Genomic DNA, 19,162 nt, shown 5'->3' with positions numbered 1-19,162 from the left:
CCGGAAATCATGAGCACCCCCTTCCTCTCCGTACGCGACCTGCGCGTCCACTTCTCCACCGAGGACGGCGTGGTCAAGGCCGTGGACGGCCTCGACTTCGACCTGGAGAAGGGCCAGACCCTCGGCATCGTGGGCGAGTCCGGCTCCGGCAAGTCCGTCACCAACCTCGCCATCCTCGGCCTGCACCACAAGGACAGCACGGCCATCGAGGGCGAGATCCTGCTCGACGGGCAGGAGCTTCTCACCGCCACCGAGCGCGAGCTGGAGAAGCTCCGCGGCAACAAGATGGCGATGATCTTCCAGGACGCCCTGGCCTCGCTGTCGCCGTACCACACCATCGGCCGGCAGATCGGCGAGACGTACCGCAAGCACACCGGCGCCTCCAAGAAGGAGGCGCGGGACCGGTCGATCGAGATGCTGACGAAGGTCGGCATCCCGCAGCCGGACCTGCGCGTCGACGACTATCCGCACCAGTTCTCCGGCGGTATGCGCCAGCGCGCGATGATCGCGATGTCGCTGGTCTGCAACCCGACGCTGCTGATCGCCGACGAGCCGACCACCGCGCTCGACGTGACGGTCCAGGCCCAGATCATGGACCTGCTCAAGGACCTCCAGCAGGAGTTCGGCACGTCGATCATCTTCATCACCCACGACCTCGGCGTGATCGCCGACATCGCGGACGACGTCCTCGTCATGTACGGCGGGCGGTGTGTGGAGCGCGGCACGAAGAAGGAGGTGCTGCGCGCCCCCCAGCACCCGTACACCTGGGGCCTGCTGGGCTCCATGCCGTCGCTGGACGGCCCGGTGGACGTGCCCCTGTCGCCCATCCCCGGCACGCCGCCCAGCCTGCTGAACCCGCCGTCCGGGTGCCGCTTCCACCCGCGGTGCGCGTTCACCGAGCAGGTCGGCGGCGGGCGCTGCTCGGGCGAGCAGCCGCTCCTGGAACTGACCGCGGGCCGCGGCGCCGCCTGCCACCTCACCGACGAGCAGCGGTCGGAATACTTCGCGGACTTCGCGGGCACCGCCGGGCGCGGCGCGCGCACCGCCGACCGACGCGACTGACGTACAAGAGACGGGACTTCACGACAATGAGCAGCACCACTCCCACTCCTCTCCTGGATGTCAGCGGGCTGACCAAGCACTTTCCGATCATGGGCGGCTTCCCGTTCAAGCGGAAGATCGGTGCCGTACAGGCGGTGGACGGCCTGGACTTCACCGTCGCCGAGGGCGAGAGCCTCGGCCTGGTGGGCGAGTCCGGCTGCGGCAAGTCGACGACGGGCCGCCTGATCACGCGCCTTCTGGAGCCGACCGGCGGGAAGATCTCCTACCGCGGGCAGGACATCACGCACGCCTCGCGCAAGGAGCTGGCGCCGGTCCGCTCGGAGATCCAGATGATCTTCCAGGACCCGTACGCGTCGCTGAACCCGCGCCAGACGGTCGGAAAGATCATCTCCGGCCCGATGGAGGTCAACGACATCAACCCGGCGGGCGGCCGCGAGGCGCGCGTCCGGGAACTCCTGGAGACCGTCGGCCTCAACCCCGAGCACTACAACCGCTTCCCGCACGAGTTCTCGGGCGGCCAGCGCCAGCGCATCGGCGTGGCACGGGCACTGGCCCTGGACCCGAAGCTCATCGTGGCGGACGAACCGGTGTCGGCCCTGGACGTCTCGATCCAGGCGCAGGTGGTGAACCTGCTCCAGAAGCTCCAGAAGGAGCTGAACATCGCGTTCCTGTTCATCGCGCACGACCTGGCGGTGGTCCGGCACTTCTCGCAGCGGGTCGCGGTCATGTACCTGGGCCGGATCGTGGAGATCGCGGACCGCGAGGACCTGTACGGCAACCCGCGCCACCCCTACACGAAGGCGCTCCTCTCCGCCGTCCCCGAGGCGACCCCGGACGACGTCCCGCGCCGCGAGCGCATCCTGCTCACGGGCGACGTCCCGTCCCCGGTCAACCCGCCCTCGGGCTGCCGCTTCCGCACGCGCTGCTGGAAGGCCACGGACAAGTGCGCGACGGACGACCCGCCGCTGCTCCAGCTCGACGGCAACCGCGACGGTCACCTGACGGCCTGCCACTACCCCGAGGACTCGGCCCAGCTCACGGTCCCGGCGGCCCGCAAGTCCCTCTGAGCGGCCTCAGCACCGGGCCCACCTCACCTCCAGCCGCCCGCGCACCGGGCCCGTCGCGTAACCGGCCCGCCCTCCCCCTTGACCCGAGCGGGGGGCGGGGCCGGTTCCGGAGCGGCCCTGCCGCGCGGGCGGCTCGGTCCGGGTCCTGCGGCGCGTGCACCCCTGCGCGCAGGCATAGGAGTCGACGGGCCCGTCGGGGCCGGGGGCCCCGGCGGCTACGAGGACGCCCCCTCCCTCGCCGGCTCCTCGGCCTCCACCTCCACCACGGAGACCCACTTCCCCCAGCGCTCGAACTCCACCCGCAGCCACGAAGAGGACTCTGTCGTACCCGACCAGTAGCCGGCCGCTCCCTTGCCGTGGCGTCGGAGGCCGCATTCCGTCAGCGCCTCTTCGAGCAGGGCGACCTCGCGCCGCGCGACGGCCCCGCTGTCGTACGAGGTGACGCGCTGCCGCGCCGTGGCGCCCTTGTCGCTGGAGTACTCCGCGCCGTACTGGATCTGATCGGGCGCCGACCGCGGGGCGTACGACGCGGGGCAGCTGTCGCTTCCCCCGACCCTCGGCAGCGGGTGGTTCTCCGTCGCCTCCTCCTCGTCGCCCCTCCACTGCCACTTCCCGTCGGCCGGCATCCGCTCCGGGGGCAGCAGGCGCACCATGCCGCCCACCGAGAAGGGGTTCTTCGTGGGTGTGGCCGCGGGGCGTATGTCCCGGCCGCCCTCGCCGCCCCGGGCCAGCGCCGCGGTCGCCAGCGCCCCTCCGGTGACCGCCACCGCCGCGGCCACCAGCGCCGCCCGCCGCCGCACCGTCCGCCTGCGGCCCCTCGCCCGCAGCTCCGCGCCGCTCGGCATCCGTACGGTGACCTCGTCCAGCAGTTCCTCGACCTCAGCCATGGCTGGCCGTCCCCTCGGCAGTGTGTGCGGATGTGTCGGACAGGCGCTCCCCCAGGACCTTCCTGGCCCGGCTCAGCCGGGTGCGGACCGCGCCGTTGGTGGAGCCCGTCTCCCGGGCGACCTGCTCCACCGGGAGATCCAGGAGGTGGTGCAGGACCACCGCCTTCCTTTGCTGGAGCGGCAGTTGGCGCAGGGCGGCCACCAGAGCCACCCGGTCCGGCGACAGCTCCGGGGCGTCCGCGGCGGCGCCGTGTCGTAGCTGCGCCCGCAGTCTGTTCCGTGTCCGCCGCCAGGTGCTGATGGCCAGCCGCGACGCCACTGTCCGCACCCACGGCAGCGGATCACCCTCCCCGGTCAGCCGCTCCCACCGCTGCCAGGCCCGTACATACGCCTCCTGCACCGCGTCCTCCGCCTCCGCCAGGTCCCCGGTCATGGCATAGACCGTGGCGACCAGGCGCTTGGCGGTGGCGGCGTAGAACGCGTCGAACTCGGCGGAATCCGCAGAGCCTTCCGACCGCGTCGCCATCGTGTTCCCCCGTCTGTACCGCGCGCTTTCGCTTGCCTCTGACAGTTACACGCTCGGTGACCGCGGCTTGTTACACACGAAGGCGCCCCCAGCCTTGTCGGCTGGGGGCGCCTTCGGTGTCGTACAGGCCGGAGGTCGGCACTAGTACAGGCTGGAGGCCGGCACTCGTACAGGCCACAGGCCGGTGACGTCACGCCGCGTGCACGACGTCCTTCTCCTCCGCGAAGTGGCACGCCGACTCGTGGGCCGCCGGGGTGTCCTGGCCGACGAAGCGCTCCGGGATCGCGAGCAGCGGTGTCTCCTTCGCGCACTTGTCCTCCGCCTTCCAGCAGCGCGTGCGGAAGCGGCAGCCGGAGGGCGGGTTCGCCGGGGACGGGACGTCTCCGGTGAGGATGATGCGCTCGCGGCCCTCGCGGGCCACCGGGTCCGGGACGGGGACCGCGGAGAGCAGTGCCTGGGTGTAGGGGTGCGTCGGGTGGTCGTAGATCTGCTCGTCGGAGCCGATCTCCGCCATCTTGCCGAGGTACATCACGCCCACGCGGTCCGAGATGTGCCGGACGATCGACAGGTCGTGCGCGATGAAGAGGTAGGAGAGGTTGAACTCGTCCTGGAGCTTCTCCATCAGGTTGATGACCTGGGCCTGGACGGAGACGTCCAGGGCCGAGACCGGCTCGTCGCAGATGATGATCTCGGGGTTGAGGGCCAGGCCGCGCGCGATGCCGATGCGCTGGCGCTGGCCGCCCGAGAACTGGTGCGGGTAGCGGTTGATGTACTCGGGGTTGAGGCCGACCACGTCCAGGAGGTCCTGGACCTTCTGGCGGCGCGAGCCCTTCGGGGCCACCTCGGGGTGGATCTCGTAGGGCTCCCCGATGATGTCGCCCACCGTCATACGGGGGTTCAGCGAGGTGTACGGGTCCTGGAACACCATCTGGATGTTGCGGCGGACCGCCTTCAGCGCACGCCCCGACAGCTTGGTGATGTCCTGGCCCTTGTAGAAGACCTCGCCGGCCGTGGCCCGCTCCAGGGTCATCAGGAGCTTGGCGACCGTGGACTTGCCACAGCCCGACTCGCCCACGATGCCCAGCGTCTCGCCCTGGTACAGGTCGAAGGAGATGCCGTCGACCGCCTTGACCGCACCCACCTGCTTCTTGAACAGGACGCCCTGGGTCAGCGGGAAGTGCTTGACCAGGCCGCGCACCTGGAGGATCGGCTCGCCCCGTTCGACCGGGGCCTCGATCGCCGCCACGGCCTCCTCGGCGGTCGCGGCCTCGACCGTCTCCACCTCGGAGACGTTCGGCGTCACTTCCAGCGGCTCGGTGGCCTTCGAGGCCTTCGTCGGCTCAGCCATGGATCGTCTCCTTCCAGAAGTGGCACGCGCTGCCGCGGCCCGGCAGCTGAGCGCCGTCCTGCTCGGTGACCGGCACCAGGGCCGGAACCTCCGTGCGGCAGACGTCCTGCGCCTTGGGACAGCGCGGGTTGAACGCGCAACCCCCGGGAATCTTGAGCAGGTTGGGCGGCAGGCCCTTGATCGCGTAGAGCTCGTGGCCCTTCTGGTCGAGGCGCGGGATCGAGTCGAGCAGGCCGCGCGTGTACGGGTGCGCGGGGCGCTTGTACAGCTCGTGGACCGGTGCCGTCTCGACGATGCGGCCCGCGTACATCACCGCGATCTTGTCCGCGACGTCGGCGACCACGCCGAGGTCGTGGGTGATCAGGATCAGGCCCATGTTGTACTCGCGCTGAAGCTCCGCGAGCAGATCCATGACCTGTGCCTGGACCGTCACGTCGAGCGCCGTGGTGGGCTCGTCCGCGATGATCAGGTCCGGCTCCAGGGCGAGCGCCATCGCGATCATGATGCGCTGGCGCATACCGCCGGAGAACTGGTGCGGGTAGTCGTTCACCCGCTCCCTGGCGGCCGGGATCCTGACCCTGTCCATCAGCTCGATGGCCTTGGCCTTGGCCTCCTTGCGGCCCATCCCCTCGTGCACCCGGAACATCTCGCCGAGCTGGTAGCCCACCGAGAGAACGGGGTTGAGGGACGACAGCGCGTCCTGGAAGATCATCGCGATCTTGCGGCCGCGGACCTTCCTGCGCTCCTCGTTGGACATCTTGAGCATGTCCTGGCCGCGGAAGAGGATCTCGCCCTGCGGGATCTTCCCGGGCGGCATGTCGAGGATGCCCATGATCGCCTGAGCGGTCACGGACTTTCCGGAGCCGGACTCACCGAGGACCGCGAGCGTCTCGCCCGCGTCCACGCTGTAGTTGACGCCGTTGACTGCCTTGACCACACCGTCGCGGGTGTGGAACTCGACGTGCAGGTCCTTCACGTCCAGGAGCCTGCCGCTCTTCTCCTCGCCCGAGCGGGGGGCGGGGATCGAGTCTTCCTTCATGTCGATGCTGGTCACGTACGCCTCCCTCAGCGCAGCTTCGGGTCGAGGGCTTCGCGTACGGCGTCACCCATCATGATGAACGCCAACACCGTGATGCTCAGCATTCCTGCCGGGAAGAACAGCGTGTGCGGGTTGTTGCGGATGTCGTCCGTGGCCGTGGAGATGTCGCCGCCCCAGGAGATGGCGTCGTCGGCGAGGCCGAGACCCAGGTAGGACAGCGTCGACTCGGCGACGATGTACGTGCCCAGTGAGATGGTCGCGACGACGATCACCGGGGCCAGCGCGTTCGGCAGGATGTGGCGGAACAGGATCCGCTTGGTCCCCGCGCCGAGCGCGCGCGCCGCCACCACGTAGTCGGCGTGCTTGGTCGTGATCACCGCGCCGCGCATCACGCGGGCGATCTGCGTCCAGCCGAGGAAGGCCAGCGCGCCCATCACGACCCAGACGGTGCGGTTGGTGAAGGCGTTCAGGACGACCATCGCGCCGAGCAGGAACGGGATGCCGAAGAACACGTCGATCAGACGCGAGATCAGGCTGTCCCAGAAGCCGCCGAAGTAGCCGGCGAGCATGCCGCACAGGCCGCCGAAGAAGGTGACCAGGAGGGTCACGCCGAGGCCGACGAGGATGGAGTTGCGCGCGCCGTAGACGACGCGGGAGTAGATGCTGCGACCCGTCCTGTCGTACCCGAACCAGTCGGCCTGGAAGAAGTGGCTCAGCTCCGGCTTGTCGAGGAAGTGCTTGGCCTGGTCGCCGACCCCCGGGTCCGCGCTGGTGAACAGACCGGGGAAGGCCGCCACGAGGAGCAGCACCAGGATCAGGACCGAGGAGATCACGAAGAGCGGGTTGCGCCGCAGTTCGCGCCAGGCGTCGCCCCAGAGGCTGCGCGGCTTGCCCGTCGAGGCGTGGGCCGAGACGGCGGAACCGGCGACGACTTCGTCCTGCGCCGCGGCCGACTCGTCCGTGGTGGAGGTCTTGGTGAGGTCAGGCATAACGGATCCTCGGGTCCAGGACCGCGTAAAGCAGGTCGACGAGCAGGCTGGCTGCGAGGTACACGAGCACCAGGACGGTGACGACACCGACGATGACCGCGCCCTCACGGCGGGCCAGCGCCTGGAAGAGCAGGTTGCCGACGCCCGTCACGTTGAAGATGCCCTCGGTGATGACCGCGCCACCCATCAGGGTGCCGATGTCCGTACCGAGGTAAGTGACCACGGGGATCAGCGAGTTGCGCAGCAGGTGCCGGGTGACGATCCGCTGGCGCGGCAGGCCCTTGGCGACCGCGGTGCGCATGTAGTCGGCCTGGCGGTTCTCCGCGATCGAGGTCCGGGTCAGGCGCGCCACATAGGCGAGACCGACCATGCCGAGCACGAGGGCGGGAACGAGCAGCTGGCTCATGCTCTCGGAGTCCTGGACCGTGGGTGTGATCCACCCCAGTTCGTTGCCGAAGAACAGCTGGCAGAGCAGGCCGACCACGAAGATCGGGACGGAGATCACCAGGAGCGTGAAGAGGGTGACCGTGTTGTCGACGAACCGTCCGCGCCGGATGCCCGCGAGGACACCGAGGGAGATGCCGACGATGAGTTCGAACGTCCAGGCCATGGAGGCCAGTCGCATCGAAACCGGGAAAGCCTGGGTGATCTCGTCGAGCACCGGCCGGTTACCGGCGATGGTGTTGCCGAAGTCTCCCTGCAACAACCCACCCATGTAGTGCAGATACTGCTGCCAGAGCGGCAGATCGAGACCACGGTCGTGCCGGATCTGCGCGACCTGCACGGGGTCCGGCGGCTTGTCGCCCCACAGCGACCGCACGGGGTCACCGGGGAGGACGTTGACCATGATGAAGATCAGCAGTGTCGTCCCGATGAAGACCGGGATCATCTGGAGCAGTCGCCGCGCGACAAAGCGCCCCATTGTGCCTCCGTCCATTGCGGAGCCGCCCGATACGGCACCCGGGGTTTCCGGGCGCCGTATCGGGGACGGAACTCCGGGCGCCTACTTCTCGAAGACCTCGACGTCCGTCAGGACGGGGTCGCCGGCCTGGTCGAACTCCATGTTCTTCACGTTCGTCGAGTGGCCGGAGGTGATCTTGTTGTACCAGAGCGGGATGCCCGGGAAGCTGTTGCGCAGCTCCCTCTCGGCCTCCTGGTACAGCTTCGCGGACTCGTCGATGGTCTTGGCGGCGTCGGCCCGCTTGGTCAGGGCGTCGAACTTCTTGTCCGAGAACTCGCCCTTGTTGCCGTCGACGCCCGTGCCGTAGAGGTCGGAGAGGAAGTTGCCGTTGAACGGGTAGTCGAGCACCCAGCCGGACCGGTACATGGCCTTGACCTGGCGCTTGTCGCGCACCTCGGTGTCGGCCTGGAAGTCGGTCTTCGGGTCGCCGACGCACTTCACGCCGGTGTTCTTCTGGATGTCGTTGCAGACCGCGGTGACCCAGCCCTTGTGCGGCTGGTCGGCGTTGTACTGGATCGAGATCTTGTTCCCGGGAACGCCGCCGCCGTCCTTGACGAACTGCTTGGCCTTCTTCGGGTTGAACTTGCAGAACTCGCCACAGGCGCCCGCCTTGTAGCCCTTCACGCCCGTGGCGACCCAGCCGCTGGCCGGCTCACGGGTACCGGAGAACGTCGTCTTGACGATGGTCTCGCGGTCGATCGCCATCGACAGGCCCTGGATGACCTTCACGTCGACGTCCTTGAACGTCTTGCTGTAGAAGGCCGGGTTGACCGTGTTGATCGCCGAGTAGTCCGACGTGATGGCGCGGTCGCCGAAGTCCTGCTTGTAGTTGGCCAGCTCGCTGTCCGGGATCTGCGGCATCGTGTCGACGTTGTTCGAGCGCAGGTCGTTGTAGGCACCCTGCGGCGTCGTGTACGCCTTGAAGTTGATGCCGCCGTTCTTGGGCTTGTCCGCGCCCTTGTAGTCGGCCCAGGCGGTGACCTGGATCGACTTCTTGTGCTCCCAGCTCTTGAACTTGTACGGGCCGTTGCCGACCGGCGACTCGCCGTACTTCTTCGGGTCCTTCAGCGCGGCCGAGGGCATCGGGAAGAAGGGCTTGTAGACGAGCTTGTACTCGTAGTACGGGATGCCGTGGTCCAGCGTGATGGTGAAGGTGTTCTCGTCGACGACCTTCAGGCCGGACATGGCCTTCTTCTTGGCCTTGCCCTTCGCCGGGTGGACGTCTTCGTAGCCGACGATGTCGCGGTACCAGGAGCTGTTCTGCTGGCCGTTGGCGGGGTCGGCGGCCCAGTTCCAGGCGTCCACGTACGACTTGGCGGTGACGGCCTCGCCGTTGTGGAACTTCCAGCCCGGCTTCAGCTTGACGGTCCACACCTTGTTTGCCTTGTCGGGAGTGACCGACTCGGCGTTCTCATAGGTGATGTCGCCCTGCTTGTCGTAGTACACCAGGCCCGTGAAGAGCGAGTCGATGACGACGCTGCCGTACGCCTCCATGGTGTTGGACGGCTGCAGCGGGTTCTGCGGCTCACCGTTGGCGTAGCTGACGATCCCCTTCGGGTCGACCTTGCCGCTGCCCTTGTTGTCACTGTCGCCGCCGCCACAAGCGGTGGCTGTCAGTGCCACAACACCGGCTATGGCGACCCACTTGGCGCTCTTGGCACCACGCATGGGGTTCCTCCTCATGAGTCCACTTGTTCACTACAAGAGGGGGTACGGGTGATCGCGCCGACACCCCTGACGGCGAAGATCGAGTACCCCAGTGTGCTCGTGAGTCGGCGCTCCCCACAGCGCGTGACCCATTGACCCGAGCTATACGCGGTCAACTATTAGCCATGAGGTACCGGTCGACCACACCCTTTTGGTCTCGGTTCAATCACACCTGGTCCGTACAACTTCCAAAATCCGGACAAACCGATCCTAGATAGATGGTTGCGAAACGGACGTGTTACACATCTAACGGTCAATGATGTCCGCATAGCGGACATTTCCTAGTGAAAAAGGGGTTGCGGCGGACGCCTTCACGCGGCAGTGCCACACCGTACCGCCAGCGGAAACGCGAAAGGCCGGCTTCCGCCCAACTCCCTTGCGGGAGGGCGGAAACCGGCCTCATGCGCACCGCGGGCACCACCGGATGTTTACCAACCGGCAGTGCGGGCGGGTCAGTTGCGCTTGGCGCGCGACGCGGTGCGGCCGCGCTCCTTCTGGTCCAGGACGACCTTGCGGATACGCACGGTCTCCGGGGTCACCTCGATGCACTCGTCGTCGCGGCAGAACTCCAGGGACTGCTCCAGGGAGAGCTTGCGCGGCGGCACGACGTTCTCCGTGGAGTCCGCGGAGGCGGCGCGCATGTTGGTGAGCTTCTTCTCCTTGGTGATGTTCACGTCCATGTCGTCGGAGCGCGAGTTCTCACCGATGATCATGCCCTCGTACACCTCGGTGCCGGCCTCGGTGAAGATGACACCGCGCTCCTGGAGGTTGATCATCGCGAACGGCGTGACCGTGCCCGCGCGGTCGGCGACCAGGGAGCCGTTGTTACGCGTCTTCAGCTCGCCGAACCACGGCTCGTGGCCCTCGAAGATGGAGTGCGCGATGCCGGTGCCGCGGGTCTGGGTCAGGAACTCCGTACGGAAGCCGATGAGGCCGCGGGACGGGACGATCCACTCCATGCGGATCCAGCCCGAACCGTGGTTCGTCATGGTCTCCATGCGGCCCTTGCGGGTCGCCATCAGCTGCGTGATGGCGCCGAGGTGCTCCTCGGGCGAGTCGATCGTCATGCGCTCGATCGGCTCGTGGACCTTGCCGCTGATCTCCTTGGTGACCACCTCGGGCTTGCCGACGGTCAGCTCGAAGCCTTCCCGGCGCATGGTCTCGACGAGGATGGCCAGCGCCAGCTCGCCGCGGCCCTGCACCTCCCAGGCGTCGGGGCGCTCGGTGTCCAGGACGCGGAGCGAGACGTTACCGATCAGCTCCTTGTCCAGGCGGTCCTTCACCTGGCGGGCGGTGACCTTGTGGCCCTTGCCGCCCTTGCCGACCAGCGGCGAGGTGTTCGTACCGATGGTCATGGAGATCGCCGGCTCGTCGACCGTGATCAGCGGCAGCGCGATCGGGTTCTCGGGGTCGGCCAGGGTCTCGCCGATCATGATGTCCGAGATGCCGGCGATGGCGCAGATGTCACCGGGGCCGGCCTTCTCGGCGGGCTTGCGGGTGAGCGCCTCGGTCATCATCAGCTCGGTGATGCGGACGTTCTGCTGGGTGCCGTCGCGCTTGATCCACGTGACGGTCTGGCCCTTGCGCAGCTCGCCCTGCTCGACGCGGCAGAGCGCGATACGGCCGAGGAAGTTGTCGGCGTCCAGGTTGGTGACGTGGGCCTGGAGCGGCGCCTCTTCGTCGTACTCCGGAGCGGGGACGTGCTCCAGGATCGTGGTGAAGAACGGCTCCAGGCTGTCGCTGTCGGCCGGGACGGTGCCGTCCTCCGGCTTGGTCAGCGAGGCGATGCCGTCACGGCCGCAGGCGTAGACGATCGGGAACTCGATCTGGTCCTCGTCGGCGTCCAGGTCGAGGAAGAGGTCGTACGTCTCGTTGACGACCTCGTCGATCCTGGAGTCCGGGCGGTCGGTCTTGTTGATGCACAGGATGACCGGCATCCGGGCCTGGAGGGCCTTGCGGAGCACGAAGCGGGTCTGCGGCAGCGGACCCTCGGAGGCGTCGACGAGCAGGACGACCGCGTCCACCATCGACAGGCCGCGCTCGACCTCGCCACCGAAGTCGGCGTGGCCGGGGGTGTCGATGATGTTGATGGTGATCGGCTCGCCACCATCCTTGGGGTGGTACTTGACGGCCGTGTTCTTGGCCAGGATCGTGATGCCCTTCTCACGCTCCAGGTCGTTCGAGTCCATCATGCGGTCGTCGAGCGACTCCGCGGCGTGGGCGGCGAAGGCGCCGGCCTGCTTGAGCATGGCATCGACGATGGTCGTCTTGCCGTGGTCGACGTGGGCGACGATGGCGACGTTACGAATGTCGTGGCGCGTGGGCATACAGCTGCGCTTCTCCCGGGAAGAGTGGACGGCGGCGCGTACGGTCCGGTACGCGTGCCCTGCCGGGCAGACAACACGCCACGGCCTTACCCCAGTCTACGTGGCTCCCGCGGAGGCAGCCTCCGCGGGGGGTTTCCGGGCAGCCTGGAGCGCACGCGCACGCTGGGGGGTGTCAAGGGTGAAACCGCAGGTCAATGGGTGGATACGACCTTGCCCGCCGGGGTGGCCGACGGGCAAGGGAGTTGAGCGTAATCTGAGCGTCGGTCCCGTGAAGACCTCGTGTACGACTCCTGGACGAGGCGTACGTCACTCCACGGACGAGATGTGTGTCACTTCGCGGAGGGCGAGCCGGACGGCTTCGCGCCCGGCTTCAGGAAGCCGATGTCCTCGTAGTGCGGGGCCTGGAAGCCGAAGGCCCCGGCGTTGGCCAGGTTCGGGCGGGCCGCCATCAGCTGGGGGCGCTGGTAGAGCGGGATGGAGCCGGCCTCGGCCCAGATGCGGGCGTCCGCCTTCCGTACCAAGGAGCGTGACGTTTCTTCATCGAGTTCGCCCATCGCCTGGTCGAAGAGCTGGTCGATGTGGTCGGTGCCGACGCGCGTGTAGTTCTGCTCGACGTTCAGCGAGCCGTCCGCGGCCGGGACCGGCTTGGCGAAGATCGGGCGGGCGTCGGTGGCCGGGAAGGCGGAGGCGGGCCACGAGTAGAGGGCGAGGTCGTACTGGCCGGACGCGATGTGGTCCTTGAAGTAGCTGGTGTCGGAGACCTTCGCCGTCTCCGTGCGCACGCCGATCCTCTCCAGCATCCGTGAGATCCGGTCGGCCACGGTGCGCAGCGACTCCGAGCCCTCTCCGGAGGGCAGCACGAAGCGGAGGGTGAGGGGCTTGCCGTCCTTGGCGAGCGGCCCGCCTACGGCCGCGGCGGGCGCGGCGGTCCCCTTGGGGGCGTACGCGCCCGGGGCGCCGCCCTTGGCCTGGTCCCGGGCGCTGGACTTGACCGCGGACTTCCGCTCGTCGTGGGGGCCCGTGTGGTCGGCCGCGTCCTTCTTCTTGGCGCTCACTTTCTCGGCGCTGTTTTTCTTGACGTTCTTATTCTTTGGGCTGTTCTTCTTGGTGCTGTTCTTCTTTGTGCTCTTCTTCTTGGCGGCGGCCTTCTCGGCGGCCGCCTTCTTGGCCGCTGCCTTCTTGACCGCGGCCTTCTGCTTGGCGTCGGTCTTCTTCTTCGCGTCGGTCGTGGTGTCGGCCTCGCCCGGGAGGCCGAGGACGTCGGCCTGGCGGGTCAGCGCGGCCCGCTGGTAGGCGGCCGCGGGTCCGGGAGCGAGCACGTAGGTGCTGTTGTCGGCGGGTTTGCCGTCGTCCTCGCCGACGATGTAGGTGCCGTCGTCAGTATCTTGACCGTCCTGACCCTCCTGACCGGAGCCCTCGCCGGATTCCGTTCCGGCCTCTCCGCCGGCCGTCTTCGGCTTCTTCTCCTTCAGCTTGTCCTTCAGGGCCCCGCCCGGCGTCCAGCCCGCGTCCGCGAGCAGTGCCCGGGCCTCGGCGGTGTCCTGCTCGCCGAGGGCCCCGCTGTTGTCCGCGTACGCCTGCTGCCCGGCGAGGGCGAGATGGCTCCCGACCGGCTCCGCGGGCAGGCCGAGCGGCTTGAGCACCGCCTCCGCGAGCGCCTCGCGGTCCAGGGCGCGGGCCACCGCGCGGCGCACCCGGTCGTCCGCGAGCGGGCCCTCGGAACCGTTGAGGGCGAGCTGGGTGTAGGCCGGCTCCAGGGACTTGCGGACCACGTAGCCGCTGAGGCCCGCCTGCTCGTTCGCGTACTTCTTCACGGCGGTGCGCGTCGCCTCGCGCGCCTCGGCCTCGGCCGCCGCGGCCTCCTCGTCGGAGCCGTTGACGATCGCCCAGGAGCGCAGCGCCTTCGCGGGCGTGAGCTGTGCGCCGGGACCGTGGGCCAGCGGGCCCTGGCCGCCGCCCTTGTCCCGTCCCGCCAGCGTGATCCGCCCGGCCTCCGTGGAGTCGATCTCGGCGAGGTCGACCTTGCCCTTGGCGAGCGCTTCGGCCCGCCCGGTGCGCGGCACCTCGCGCAGCACGAGCTTGTCGAGCTTGGCCGGGCGCCCCCACCAGCGCGGGTTGCGTCCCAGCGTCACCTCACCGGCCCTGCGGTCGATGTCCGCGAGCGCGAAGGGCCCCGCGGTCACCTTCAGCTTGCGGCGCGCGCCGTCGTTGAAGGTGTCGGGGCTGCCCATGACCTGCTTCGGATACAACGGGGAGAACAGTGCGCGCCAGTCGGCGTAGGGCCTGGCGAAGGTGACCCGCACCTCCAGGTTGTTCGCGCCGCGTTCGATCTTCTCGATGCGGTCGTATCCGGCGTTGCGAGCGGTCCAGTACGCGGTGTCCTTGCCTGACAGCGCCCGCCACTGCGCGGCGAAGTCGTCGGCGCCGATCTCCCGGCCGTCACTCCAGACCGCCTGCTGGTTGAGCTTGTAGAGGACGACCTGCTGGGGCTCGCGCTCGACGACCTTCGCCGACTCCAGGAAGTCGGCGTTGCGCTGCGTCCTGCCCTGCGCGTCGAGGCGGAACAGGGACGGCAGGACCGCGCCCGCGACGCGGGAGGTGCCCGCGTCGGCATCCGCCTGGAAGGTGTTGAGGGTCTCGGGCAACGCGTCGAGCGCCCAGCTCATGGTCCCCCCGTCGGCGACCATGTCCCGGGCCGCCGGGGCGACGTCCTGGCCCGCGGTCGGGCGGCCGGCCTCGTCGTTCGAGCTGCATCCGGCGAGGGTGGGCAGGGCCAGCACCCCCGTCGCGAGGAACACGACAGATCTGGCCCTGACGCGGTCGTGGGACATGGGTGGTACCTCCGGGGTCCGGGGCTCGCCCGGCCGCCCGCTACCAGGACCGGGCCGGGTTTGATCACGTTTGGCGGTATATGGAGCTGATCACATCTATGGCCCCACTGAAGGTGACCGGATGGACCGCGCGGCGGAGGCACGGCGCGGGGGCACCCAGATCCCACTCGTGCGGCCCAATGGAGCGCCCGCGGGCCCGGGGGCCTCACGCGCGATCCCCCTGGATCCCGTGCGCCCCCTCGGTGGACCTGCTGCGCCCCCCGCGCTGGATCCGGTGCGCCCCCTCGATGGATCTCGTGCACCCCCCGGACCTCGTACGGACGCATGGGCGGGACCGGTCGGCCATGGTCGAGATCGGCGCGATTGGTGCGTGTTCCGGCGCATTCACCGCCCCCGATCCGGCAATCGGCGCAGATCCCTTCACAAGCCGGGATGTGACGCGCGACACTCGCAGCCGCATGAGCGTTGCCACCGCACATCCGAAGTGAGGGCAAGTCATGGCTCTGCACAATGAATTGACGGCTGTTCAGCGCTGCGTCGACGAGTTGGTCCGCACCGTCGGCAGGCTGGAGCAACAGGCCGGTGACCAGGTGGCGGGCGTCGACGTACGCCGGGTACGCACGGACACCGACCGGCTGAGCGAGAGTGTCGCCCTGCTGCGCGCCTCGGCCCTGCCCCAGCCCCGCGAGGAGCCGCGCGCACCCGACCTCGTGACCATCCCCGACGCCCCGTACGACAGCTCGCTGTGGTCGAGCGCCGGGGACCTCGACGACGAGGGCCTCGGCGCGAGCGGCCGCCACGCGCCCTGACCCACCGCCCCCTGAAGCCCTCCCCCTCCCCCCAACCGCGGTACCCGAGGACGAAGGAGTGGAGCCTCGTTGGCCACCGGCACGGAACCCCAACCGAAGAGCGGTACGGCCCCCGGCGGCGGGGTACGCGACGGCACGCGCGCCGCGATCGCCGCTGCCCATCTGCGGACCGACCGCTGGTGGCTGGCGCCCGCGGCGACCGCCGCCGGGCTGCTCGCCTTCGTCGTGTACTCGACCTGGCGGGCGTTCGCGAACGCGGACTACTACCAGGCGCCCTACGTCTCGCCGTTCTACTCGCCGTGCCTGGCCGACAACTGTGAACCGATGCGGTCCGGCCCCAACTGGGAGATATTCGGCAGTTGGTGGGGCCTGTCCCCCGCGCTGCTCATCCTGATCTTCCCGCTCGGCTTCCGTCTGACCTGCTACTACTACCGCAAGGCCTACTACCGCGGTTTCTGGGCGTCACCACCCGCCTGCGCGGTCGCCGAGCCGCACAAGAAGTACACCGGTGAGACCCGCTTCCCGCTGGTGCTCCAGAACATCCACCGGTACTTCTTCTACGCCGCCGTGCCGGTCGCGGGCATCCTCACATACGACACCGTGCTCGCGTTCCGCGACGAGCACTACGAGTGGGGCCACATGGGCCTCGGCACGCTCGTCTTCCTCCTCAACATCGTGCTGATCTGGGCGTACACGCTCTCCTGCCACTCGTGCCGGCACATCGTCGGAGGCAAGCTCAAGCACTTCTCCAAGCACCCGGTCCGCTACCGCATGTGGCAGTGGGTTGGAAAACTGAACGCACGCCACATGCTGCTCGCGTGGGCGTCGTTGGTGAGCGTGGCACTCGCCGACTTCTACGTGTATCTGATCGCGTCCGGCGCCTTCGACGATCCGAGGTTGTTCTGATGTCTCAAGTGGAGCGGCAGCAGTGGGACGTTGTCGTGGTGGGCGCGGGTGGCGCGGGGCTGCGGGCGGCGATCGAGGCGCGTGAGCAGGGCGCCCGTACGGCCGTGATCTGCAAGTCACTGTTCGGCAAGGCCCATACGGTGATGGCCGAGGGCGGCATCGCGGCCTCCATGGGCAATGTGAACTCCGGCGACAACTGGCAGGTCCACTTCCGTGACACCTTGCGGGGCGGCAAGTTCCTCAACCAGTGGCGGATGGCCGAGCTGCACGCGCGCGAAGCGCCCGATCGCGTATGGGAGCTGGAGACCTGGGGCGCCCTGTTCGACCGTACGCCGGACGGGCGGATCTCCCAGCGCAACTTCGGCGGGCACGAGTATCCGCGCCTCGCGCACGTCGGCGACCGCACCGGCCTCGAACTGATCCGCACGCTCCAGCAGAAGATCGTCTCGCTGCAACAGGAGGACTTCCGGGAGTACGGCGACTACGAGGCGCGCCTGAAGGTCTTCCAGGAGTGCACGGTCACCCGCGTGCTGAAGGACGGGGACCGGGTCAGCGGGACCTTCTGCTACGACCGCGAGTCGGGCCGCTTCTTCGTACTGGAGGCGCCCGGCGTGATCCTCGCGACCGGCGGCATCGGCAAGTCCTTCAAGGTGACGTCGAACTCGTGGGAGTACACGGGCGACGGGCACGCGCTGGCGCTGCTCGCCGGGGCGCCGCTGCTGAACATGGAGTTCGTGCAGTTCCACCCGACGGGCATGGTCTGGCCGCCGTCGGTCAAGGGCATCCTCGTCACCGAGTCCGTGCGCGGCGACGGCGGGGTGCTCAGGAACTCCGAGGGCAAGCGGTTCATGTTCGACTACGTCCCCGACGTCTTCAAGGAGAAGTACGCGCAGTCCGAGGAGGAGGGCGACCGCTGGTACGACGACCCGGACCACAATCGCCGACCGCCCGAACTGCTGCCCCGTGACGAGGTGGCGCGCGCCATCAACGCGGAGGTCAAGGCGGGCCGCGGCTCACCGCACGGCGGGGTCTTCCTGGACGTGTCGACGCGTATGCCCGCCGATGTCATCAAGCGCCGACTGCCCTCCATGTACCACCAGTTCAAGGAGCTGGCGGACGTCGACATCACCGCGGAGGCCATGGAGGTCGGGCCGACCTGCCACTACGTGATGGGTGGCATCGCGGTCGACTCCGACACCGCCGCCGCGCGCCGCGTGACGGGGCTGTACGCCGCGGGCGAGGTCGCGGGCGGCATGCACGGCTCCAACCGGCTCGGCGGCAACTCCCTCTCCGACCTGCTCGTCTTCGGGCGCCGCGCGGGACTGCACGCGGCGCGGTACGCGGCGGGGCTCACCGCGCGCCCCGTGGTGGACGAGGTGCAGGTGGACACCGCGGCGGCCGAGGCGCTGCGGCCGTTCAGCGCGGAGGGCCCCGAGGACGGGGCGACGCCGGAGAATCCGTACACCCTGCACCAGGAACTCCAGCAGACCATGAACGACCTGGTCGGCATCATCCGTCGCGAGGCCGAGATGGAGCAGGCCCTGGCGAAGCTCGCCGAACTGCGGGTGCGGGCGCGGCGGGCCGGGGTGGAGGGCCACCGCCAGTTCAACCCGGGCTGGCACCTCGCGCTCGACCTGCGCAACATGCTCCTGGTCAGCGAGTGCGTGGCACGGGCCGCCCTGGAGCGCACGGAGAGCCGCGGCGGCCACACCCGTGAGGACCACCCGGCGATGAACCGCGAGTGGCGGCGCGCCAACCTGCTCTGCCAACTGGCCGATCCCAGCGAGGGGTTGGCGGCTACCGACCCCGTACGCGGTCAGATCGACCTCGTCCGCGTGACGACCGAACCCATTCGCCCGGACCTGCTCGCCCTCTTCGAGAAGGAGGAGCTGGTCAAGTACCTGGCTGAAGAGGAGCTGTACGAATGAGTTCGTACGACGCGCGATTCAAGGTCTGGCGCGGGGGTCCCGGCGGTGGCGGCCTTGAGGACTTCAAGGTCGAGGTCAACGAGGGCGAGGTCGTGCTCGACATCGTCCACCGCCTCCAGGCCACCCAGGCGCCCGACCTCGCGGTGCGGTGGAACTGCAAGGCGGGCAAGTGCGGTTCGTGCTCCGCGGAGATCAACGGCCGGCCGCGGCTGCTGTGCATGACGCGTATGTCGGTCTTCGAGCGCGACGAGATCGTCACGGTGACGCCGCTGCGGGCCTTCCCCGTGGTGCGGGACCTGGTCACGGACGTGGGCTTCAACTACACGAAGGCCCGTGAGGTGCCGGCGTTCGTGCCGCCCACGGACGTCGGGCCCGGTGAGTACCGCATGCAGCAGGCGGATGTGGACCGCTCGCAGGAGTTCCGCAAGTGCATCGAGTGCTTCCTGTGCCAGGACACCTGCCATGTGGTGCGCGACCACGAGGAGAACAAGGGGGCGTTCGCCGGCCCGCGCTTCCTGATGCGGGTCGCCGAACTGGACATGCACCCGCTGGACGCGGCGGCGGAGTCGGGCCTCGACCGCAAGCGGGCCGCGCAGGACGAGCACGGGCTCGGCTACTGCAACATCACCAAGTGCTGTACAGAGGTGTGCCCCGAGGGCATCAAGATCACGGACAACGCGCTGATTCCCTTGAAGGAGAGGGCCGTTGACCGGAAGTACGATCCGCTGGTGTGGCTGGGGAGCAGGATTCGGCGGCGGGCCGAGTAGCGGAGCCG

16 protein-coding genes are annotated in these 19,162 nt (G+C 68.8%); 7 read left to right on the top strand and 9 right to left on the bottom strand.

The genetic code is table 11. The features are described 5' to 3' along the window. Positions 1 to 9 precede the first annotated feature (9 nt). Both CP975_RS23120 and CP975_RS23115 read left to right on the top strand, forming a co-directional pair. A complete protein-coding gene (locus tag CP975_RS23120) occupies positions 10 to 1,062 on the top strand; it encodes an ABC transporter ATP-binding protein (RefSeq protein ID WP_055530814.1) in 1,053 nt (350 codons plus the stop codon). 26 nt (positions 1,063 to 1,088) lie between these two features. Beyond that, positions 1,089 to 2,129, top strand: a complete 1,041-nt coding sequence (locus CP975_RS23115) for an ABC transporter ATP-binding protein (protein ID WP_055530812.1) — start codon at positions 1,089 to 1,091, stop codon at positions 2,127 to 2,129. A gap of 215 nt (positions 2,130 to 2,344) precedes the next feature. Here CP975_RS23115 and CP975_RS23110 read toward each other — a convergent pair whose 3' ends face one another. The 9 genes from CP975_RS23110 to CP975_RS23070 all read right to left on the bottom strand — a co-directional run bounded on the left by CP975_RS23110 (position 2,345) and on the right by CP975_RS23070 (position 14,744). Further along, positions 2,345 to 3,016, bottom strand: coding sequence for a hypothetical protein (locus CP975_RS23110; protein WP_055530810.1), 672 nt, complete (start codon positions 3,014 to 3,016; stop codon positions 2,345 to 2,347). Continuing rightward, entirely contained in the window at positions 3,009 to 3,542 is a 534-nt protein-coding gene (locus tag CP975_RS23105) for a SigE family RNA polymerase sigma factor (protein ID WP_055530808.1), read from the bottom strand. Before CP975_RS23105 ends, CP975_RS23110 begins: the two co-directional genes overlap by 8 nt. 190 nt (positions 3,543 to 3,732) lie before the next feature. Beyond that, entirely contained in the window at positions 3,733 to 4,890 is a 1,158-nt protein-coding gene (locus CP975_RS23100) for an ABC transporter ATP-binding protein (protein ID WP_055530806.1), read from the bottom strand. Next, entirely contained in the window at positions 4,883 to 5,944 is a 1,062-nt protein-coding gene (locus tag CP975_RS23095) for an ABC transporter ATP-binding protein (RefSeq protein ID WP_055530804.1), read from the bottom strand. Before CP975_RS23095 ends, CP975_RS23100 begins: the two co-directional genes overlap by 8 nt. Positions 5,945 to 5,955: 11 nt before the next feature. Then, a complete protein-coding gene (locus tag CP975_RS23090; RefSeq protein ID WP_055530802.1) occupies positions 5,956 to 6,918 on the bottom strand; it encodes an ABC transporter permease in 963 nt (320 codons plus the stop codon). Next, complete coding sequence (locus CP975_RS23085; protein WP_055530800.1) at positions 6,911 to 7,840, bottom strand: ABC transporter permease; 930 nt, start codon at positions 7,838 to 7,840, stop codon at positions 6,911 to 6,913. The genes CP975_RS23090 and CP975_RS23085 overlap by 8 nt, the downstream gene beginning before the upstream one ends. A gap of 81 nt (positions 7,841 to 7,921) precedes the next feature. Next, complete coding sequence (locus tag CP975_RS23080; RefSeq protein ID WP_055530798.1) at positions 7,922 to 9,547, bottom strand: peptide ABC transporter substrate-binding protein; 1,626 nt, start codon at positions 9,545 to 9,547, stop codon at positions 7,922 to 7,924. 491 nt (positions 9,548 to 10,038) lie between these two features. Further along, the gene (typA, locus tag CP975_RS23075) at positions 10,039 to 11,913 is read right to left on the bottom strand and encodes a translational GTPase TypA (protein ID WP_055530796.1); all 1,875 of its coding nucleotides are present in this window, start codon (positions 11,911 to 11,913) and stop codon (positions 10,039 to 10,041) included. A 329-nt stretch (positions 11,914 to 12,242) separates the two neighbouring features. Beyond that, complete coding sequence (locus CP975_RS23070) at positions 12,243 to 14,744, bottom strand: ABC transporter family substrate-binding protein (RefSeq protein WP_055530793.1); 2,502 nt, start codon at positions 14,742 to 14,744, stop codon at positions 12,243 to 12,245. Between the two features lie 344 nt (positions 14,745 to 15,088). Here CP975_RS23070 and CP975_RS35095 point away from each other — a divergent pair, with 344 nt between their 5' ends. The 5 genes from CP975_RS35095 (at position 15,089) to CP975_RS23050 (ending at position 19,154) form a co-directional block, all read left to right on the top strand. Then, the gene (locus CP975_RS35095; RefSeq protein WP_167532719.1) at positions 15,089 to 15,232 is read left to right on the top strand and encodes a hypothetical protein; all 144 of its coding nucleotides are present in this window, start codon (positions 15,089 to 15,091) and stop codon (positions 15,230 to 15,232) included. Positions 15,233 to 15,241: 9 nt separating this feature from the next. After that, the gene (locus CP975_RS23065) at positions 15,242 to 15,553 is read left to right on the top strand and encodes a hypothetical protein (protein WP_150477299.1); all 312 of its coding nucleotides are present in this window, start codon (positions 15,242 to 15,244) and stop codon (positions 15,551 to 15,553) included. A gap of 69 nt (positions 15,554 to 15,622) precedes the next feature. After that, positions 15,623 to 16,459, top strand: coding sequence for a hypothetical protein (locus CP975_RS23060; protein ID WP_055534396.1), 837 nt, complete (start codon positions 15,623 to 15,625; stop codon positions 16,457 to 16,459). Next, complete coding sequence (locus CP975_RS23055) at positions 16,459 to 18,387, top strand: fumarate reductase/succinate dehydrogenase flavoprotein subunit (protein WP_055534394.1); 1,929 nt, start codon at positions 16,459 to 16,461, stop codon at positions 18,385 to 18,387. The genes CP975_RS23060 and CP975_RS23055 overlap by 1 nt, the downstream gene beginning before the upstream one ends. Then, entirely contained in the window at positions 18,384 to 19,154 is a 771-nt protein-coding gene (locus tag CP975_RS23050; RefSeq protein ID WP_055534392.1) for a succinate dehydrogenase/fumarate reductase iron-sulfur subunit, read from the top strand. The genes CP975_RS23055 and CP975_RS23050 overlap by 4 nt, the downstream gene beginning before the upstream one ends. Positions 19,155 to 19,162: the final 8 nt, after the last annotated feature.

It is taken from the genome of Streptomyces alboniger, from assembly GCF_008704395.1.
Taxonomy (GTDB): Bacteria; Actinomycetota; Actinomycetes; order Streptomycetales; family Streptomycetaceae; genus Streptomyces; species Streptomyces alboniger.
The sequence above is the reverse complement of the archived record's forward strand: the minus strand, read 5'-3'. Positions and strand labels throughout refer to the sequence as shown.